Raw genomic sequence first — 6,134 nt, 5'->3', positions numbered from 1 at the left:
GCTGTAGATCTCGGCCTTGGCGCCGACGTCGATGCCGCGCGTGGGCTCGTCGAAGATCAGTACCTCGCTCGCGTGGCCGAGCCAGCGCGCGATCACCACCTTCTGCTGGTTGCCGCCCGAGAGCGTGGCCACGCGCGTCTCGATGCTCGGTGCCTTCACGCCGACACGCCTGGACAACTCTGCGGCCGACTGCTTCTCCGACTTCTGGCTCACGAGCCCGGCGCTCCTGTGCTTGACCAGGTTGTTCATCGAGATGTTGAAGCGGATCGTGAAGTCGGTGATCAGCCCCTCGACCTTGCGGCTCTCGGGCAGGAGGCCGATGCCGTTCGCGAGCGCTTGCGTGGGATCGTTCAGCCGCACAAGCTTGCCGTTGCGCAGCACCGTCTTGCGGTGCACGCGGTCGGCGCCCATCATCCCGAGCGCGAGCTCGGTGCGGCCCGACCCCACCAGCCCCGCGAAGCCGAGGATCTCGCCTTCGTGCAGGTCGAAGCTGTTGACCGGCCCGCCCTTGGCAAGCTGGATCTCGGGCACCTCCAGCACCTTGCGGCCGCGCGGGGCGGGCGCGGGCTTGGGCGGAAAGTTGTGCTCGATCTTGCGGCCGACCATCATCTCGACCAGCGCATCCACATTCGTTGCGCCCACGTCCGCATGCCCCGCGTTGGCGCCGTCGCGCAGCACGCTGATGCGGTCGCACACCTCGAAGATCTCGTCCAGGTGGTGCGAGATGAAGATCATCGCCACGCCCTTGGCGCGCAGCTCCCGCATGATCCTGAAGAGATGCCCGGCCTCGTTCGGCGTGAGCGTGGCGGTCGGCTCGTCGAGCACCAAGAGGCGCGCCTTCAGCGACAGCGCCTTGCCGATTTCCACGAACTGCTGCTGCGCCACCGAGAGCCGGCAGATCGGCACATCGAGGTCGATCTGCACGCCCAGTTCGTCGAAGAGCTGCTGCGCCGATCGCTTCATCGCCGCCTTGTCCATCAGCCCGAAGCGGTTCTTCAGGTAGCGGCCGAGAAAGATGTTCTCCACCGCGTTCAGGTACGGGATGAGGCTGAACTCCTGGAAGATGATGCCGATGCCCGCCGCGATCGCGTCGTTGTAGCCCGCGAACCTGCGCTCGCTGCCGTCGATGAAGATGCGGCCCTCGTCGGCCTGGTAGATGCCGCCCAGGATCTTCATCAGCGTCGACTTGCCCGCGCCGTTCTCGCCGAGCAGCGCGTGCACCTCGCCCTTGCGGATCGAGAGGTCGATGCCCGAGAGTGCCTTCACGCCCGGAAAGCGCTTGGAGACACCTTCCAGCCGGAGCATTTCTTCTGCGGAGTTCATGGCCAGGTCCTGAACTGTGGTGCAGTTACCAGGTGAAGGTCTTGGCGCCTTCGGCGTCGATCAGCTTCACATCCACCGGCACCGCGGCGGGCACGTTGGCGCCCCACTTCTTCGCGAGCGCGATGCCGATGGCCAGGCGGATCTGGTCGCGCGGGTACTGCGCGGTGGTGGCGACGAACTTGGAGCCTTGCTTCTGCATCGCCTTGATCGCTTCGGGCGCGCCATCCACGCTGGTGAGCTTCACGTCCTTGCCGCTCGCCTCGATGGCCGCGAGCGCGCCCATCGAGCCGCCGTCGTTCACGCTGAAGATGCCCTTCAGGTTCTTGTTGGCCTGGAGGATGTTCTCGGTCACGGTGAGCGCGGTGGCGCGCTCCTGCTTGCCGTTCTGCGTGCTCACGACCTTGATGCCGGGGTACTTGGCGAGCGCCTCGCGGCAGCCCTTCACGCGCTCCAGGATCGGCACCACCGGGATGCCGTCCAGGATCGCCACGTCGCCCTTCTCGCCGATGCTCTTGGCGAGGTAGTCGCAGGCCAGGCGCCCGGCGTCGGTGTTCTTGGAGCCGACGAAGGAGTCGACCGGGCCTTGCGCATTCGCATCGACGGCCACCACGATCAGGCCCGCTTTCTTGGCCGAACGCACCGCCGACTGCACGCCGGTGGAGTCGGTCGGGTTCAGCAGAAGGATGTCGACCTTCTTCTGGATCATGTCTTCCACGTCGCCGATCTGCTTGGCCACGTCGTGGCGCGCGTCGGTGGTGACCACGGTCGCGCCGATGCTGGCCGCGGCTTCTTCCAGCGCCTGTTTCATCGTCACGAAGTAGGGGTTGTTCAGTTCCTGGAAGGTCATGCCGATGCGCAGCGGCTGCCTGGGCGCCTGCGCTTGCGCGGCGGATGCGCCGCAGGCGAGGGCGGCGGTGAGGGCGGTGGCCTTGAGAAGGTTCTTCATGGTTGCGGTCTCCTTGGGTTCGAGTGGACTGTCGAAAAAGCGCGGGCAAAGGCGTGCCCCGCGCGGCGCCCGATGCGCCGCGCCGGTGACGACGCGGGAACGAAAAGCGAACGCCGGCTACGGCGTGCTGGCGGCACGCGAGGCCGCGGCCTGCATGCGATGGAAGTTGCGGAACTTGGTCGGCGGCATGCGCTTGTGCAGGAGGAACTGCCGGTTGAAGTTCGAGACGTTGTTGAAGCCCACGTCCATGCAGACGTCGAGCACCGGCTTCTCGCTGTTGGTGAGCAGCTCGCAGGCGCGGCTGATGCGCAGCCGGTTCACGTAGCGCACGAACGACTGGCCCGTGTGCTTGCGGAACGACCGCGAGAACGCACTCGGGCTCTGGCCCACCAGCTCGGCCAGCATCGGTTCGCGCAGCTCGTCGCCCAGATTGGCCGAGATGTGCGCGAGCACGTTGTTGATGGCGTGCGACATGAAGGCCTTCGGGTCGGGCTTGAACGCGGGGCTCGCGAGCCGCTGGCGGTCGTGGCTGTCGACCAGCAGCTCGAGCAGCGAGAGCAGCAGGATCACGCGGCGAAGGCCCCGCGCCTCGAGCAGCGACTCCATCATCGGCTTGGCCGCGAGGGCGGTTTCGGCGGAGAACAGCAGGCCCGAGCCCGACTCGGCCAGGAGCGGCGCGATGCGCTCGAATTCGGGGAAGGTGGCGGCCATGTTCTTCACGAGCCCGGCGGGGAACTGGATCACGATGCCGCGCCGTTCCACGCTCTGGCCAGCGGGCACGTCGCTGATCCAGTTGTGTGGAAGGTCCGGGCCCATCAGCACGAGGTTGCCGGGCTCGAAGTGGCCGACGTGGTCGCCCACGAAATACACGCCCCGGGTCTCCACGATCAGCTGGATCTCGTACTCGGGATGGAAGTGCCAGCGCACCGTGCGGTACGGATAGCCGTGCGCCCAGGCGGTGAACGATTCGTCCCCGCGGACTTCGACGATTTCCAGATCAGGCTGCATGAGCGGGTCCCTTTCCTTGTCTCTTTGTTGTGGTTGCGACGCGTGACAGTGGAGCGGACTGTACGAATCGCCCAGGACGTCAACAACCAGACTCGGTGTTCGAAATCGATACTTTTTTGACCTTTGCGCGAGTGCCAGGACGACGGCATTGCGGTGCAGCAACTGCCTTTCTCCTCGGGGGAGAGGCGCGCTCGGCGCCCGATTGCTGCGGTGCGGAAAGCGGGCGACGTGGGGTGTCAAGAATTCATAGGTGTTTTCCCGCCCCGCGGAGGGCATGCCGCGACACGGCACACTCTGGCGCCATGACGAATACCGCTTCTTCCCAGGCAATGCCGCCCGCCGCGGGCCCGCTGGCCGGCCTCAAGGTCGTCGAGCTCGGCCAGCTGATCGCCGGGCCTTTCGCCGCGCGCACGCTGGCCGATTTCGGTGCCGAGGTGGTGAAGATCGAGCCGCCCGGCGCGGGCGATCCGCTGCGCACCTGGCGGCTGCTCAAGGACGGCACCTCGGTCTGGTGGCAGGTGCAGTCGCGCAACAAGCGCTCGCTGGCACTCGACCTGCGCGAGCCCGAGGCGCAGGCCATCGTGCGGCAACTCGCGGCCGAGGCCGACGTGCTGATCGAGAACTTCCGCCCCGGCGCGATGGAAGGCTGGGGCCTCGGCCCCGATGAATTGCTGGCCGCCAACCCAGGCCTCGTGATGCTGCGCATCAGCGGCTACGGCCAGACCGGCCCTTACCGCGACCGTCCCGGCTTCGGCGTGGTCGCCGAGGCGATGGGCGGGCTGCGCCACCTCACGGGCGAACCCGGCCGCGTGCCGGTGCGCGTGGGCGTGTCGATCGGCGACACGCTGGCCTCGTTGCACGGCGTGATCGGCGTGCTCATGGCGATGCAGCACCGCCATGCGACGGTGAGCGCGCAGTACCCGAAGGGCAGGGGGCAGGTGATCGACGTGGCGCTGTACGAGGCGGTCTTCAACTGCATGGAGAGCCTCCTGCCCGAGTACGGCGAATTCGGCGCGGTGCGGCAAGCCGCCGGCAGCGCGCTGCCGGGCATTGCGCCGACCAATGCGTACCGCTGCGCCGACGGCGGCTACGCGATCGTCGCGGGCAACGGCGACAGCATCTTTCGCCGGTTGATGGAATGCATCGGCCGCCCGGACCTGGCCGCCGATCCGGCGCTGGTGGGCAATGCGGGCCGCGTGGCCCAGGTGGAAATGCTCGATGCCGCCATCGGCGACTGGACCGCCACGCGCACCGTGGACGAGGTGCTCGCCGCACTCGATGCCGCGCATGTGCCGGCCGGCCGCATTTACACCATCGCCGACATCGCGGCCGACCCGCACTACGCCGCGCGCGGCATGCTGCAAGAGGTGCGGATGCCCGACGGCAGCGCGCTCGCGGTGCCCGGCTTCGTGCCCAAGCTCTCGCTCACGCCGGCGAGCCACCGGCACAACGCGCCGGCACTGGGCGCTGACACGGACGATGTATTGAGGGAGATCGGCCTGAGCGCCGAGCAGATCGCCGCGCTGCACGCCCGCGGGATCGTCGGCTCGCCTTCGTGAATCGCGTAACCGGCTTCGCCGGGCCGCAGGTGTTGCCCCTTGAAGGGGGTTGGCGCCGCGACACGAAGTGCGGCAAGCCTGGGGGGGCGCCTAGCCCGCGCGCAGGGATTCGATGAGGTCGATGTACTTCTGCTTGGCTTCGTCGGCGCTCGCGCCCTTCTGGGCGGTCCACGCATCCCACTTGGCACGCGCGACGATGTCGCTGAAACTGGGCTTCTTGGCGGTGTTGTCGCCTTCGGTGGCCTGCTTGAAAAGGCCGTAGATCTTCAGCAGCGTCGGATTGTCGGGGCGCTCGGCCAGCAGCTTGGAGTTGGCTTGGGCGGCTTCGAATTGGGCGTTGAGGTCGGACATGGCGGGTGGGAAGAGGATGAATCGAAACGGCGATCTTAATAACCGTGAGCGGGAGGAGCATTCGTGAAGAAGACATCCGCACGCTGGTGGGCCGTGCTGCTGCACTTCCTGCTGGCCGCCATGAGCGCCCATGGCGCCTTGCGCGAGGAGCAGCTCGACGTGCCGGTGCAGGTGAGCGACATCTACGGCAAGCGCGTCGAGCAGTCCATCCGGGTCACGGTCTTCTCGGACGACGCGAACCCGGTGCCGGCTCCGCTGATCGTCCTGAACCACGGCCGGGCGGCAGAGGCCGCGGAACGTGCGGCCATGGGGCGCGCGCGCTATTCGGTGGCGTCGCGCTTCTTCGTGGCGCAGGGCTTCGTCGTGGCGGTGCCGACCCGCATCGGCTACGGCGTGACCGGCGGCGAAGACGTGGAGGCCAGCGGCCAGTGCGGCGCCAGGCGCTACGCACCCGCCTACGAGGCGGGGCTGGCGCAGACGCTGCAGGTGCTACAGCTGATGCGCGCGCGGCCCGATGTCGATCCGGCGCGCGCGGTCATCGTCGGGCAGTCGTTCGGCGGAACCATCGCCATCGCGGCGGCCGCCCGGAACCCCGCGGGCGTGGTGGCAGCCATCAACTTCGCGGGCGGCGGCGGCGGCAATCCGAAGACCCAGCCGCAGCGCCCGTGCTCGCCGCAGGCCATGGAGCGCCTGTTCGGCCAGTACGGCAAGACCGCGCACATCCCCACGCTGTGGATCTACACCGAGAACGACCAGTACTTCGGGCCCACCTATCCGCAGGAGTGGTTCAAGGCCTTCAGCGATGCGGGGGGCAAGGGCGAGTTCACGCAATTCCCGCCCCATGGCGAGGACGGGCATGCGCTGTTTTCGCGCTATCCCGAGGTGTGGCAGCCGCGCGTGCGGGCGTTTCTGGACCAGATCGGATTGATTCGCCAGCAGCGGTGACG

General features: G+C 67.8%; 6 protein-coding genes. 2 read left to right on the top strand and 4 right to left on the bottom strand.

Going from position 1 to position 6,134, the window contains the following annotated elements; genetic code table 11:
* From RT97_RS17400 to RT97_RS17390, 3 genes are all read right to left on the bottom strand, one after another.
* On the bottom strand, positions 1–1,323 hold a 1,323-nt coding region (locus RT97_RS17400; protein WP_042580053.1), incomplete at its 3' end, for a sugar ABC transporter ATP-binding protein.
* Positions 1,324–1,348: 25 nt separating this feature from the next.
* On the bottom strand, positions 1,349–2,269 hold the full coding sequence (locus RT97_RS17395) for an ABC transporter substrate-binding protein (RefSeq protein WP_042580052.1): 921 nt from the start codon (positions 2,267–2,269) through the stop codon (positions 1,349–1,351).
* Between the two features lie 117 nt (positions 2,270–2,386).
* Positions 2,387–3,277, bottom strand: coding sequence for a helix-turn-helix domain-containing protein (locus RT97_RS17390; RefSeq protein WP_042580051.1), 891 nt, complete (start codon positions 3,275–3,277; stop codon positions 2,387–2,389).
* 302 nt (positions 3,278–3,579) lie between these two features.
* On the opposite strand from RT97_RS17390, the gene RT97_RS17385 reads away from it, so the two are divergent.
* Complete coding sequence (locus RT97_RS17385) at positions 3,580–4,836, top strand: CaiB/BaiF CoA transferase family protein (protein WP_042580050.1); 1,257 nt, start codon at positions 3,580–3,582, stop codon at positions 4,834–4,836.
* Positions 4,837–4,926: 90 nt separating this feature from the next.
* On the opposite strand, the gene RT97_RS17380 is transcribed toward RT97_RS17385, so the two are convergent.
* Entirely contained in the window at positions 4,927–5,187 is a 261-nt protein-coding gene (locus tag RT97_RS17380) for an acyl-CoA-binding protein (RefSeq protein WP_042580049.1), read from the bottom strand.
* 63 nt (positions 5,188–5,250) lie between these two features.
* Between RT97_RS17380 and RT97_RS17375 the strand changes: the two genes are divergently transcribed.
* The gene (locus tag RT97_RS17375; protein ID WP_042580048.1) at positions 5,251–6,132 is read left to right on the top strand and encodes a dienelactone hydrolase family protein; all 882 of its coding nucleotides are present in this window, start codon (positions 5,251–5,253) and stop codon (positions 6,130–6,132) included.
* Positions 6,133–6,134 lie beyond the last annotated feature (2 nt).

The sequence above is a fragment of the Variovorax paradoxus genome (assembly GCF_000834655.1).
GTDB lineage: Bacteria > Pseudomonadota > Gammaproteobacteria > Burkholderiales > Burkholderiaceae_C > Variovorax > Variovorax paradoxus_F.
The sequence above is the reverse complement of the archived record's forward strand: the minus strand, read 5'-3'. Positions and strand labels throughout refer to the sequence as shown.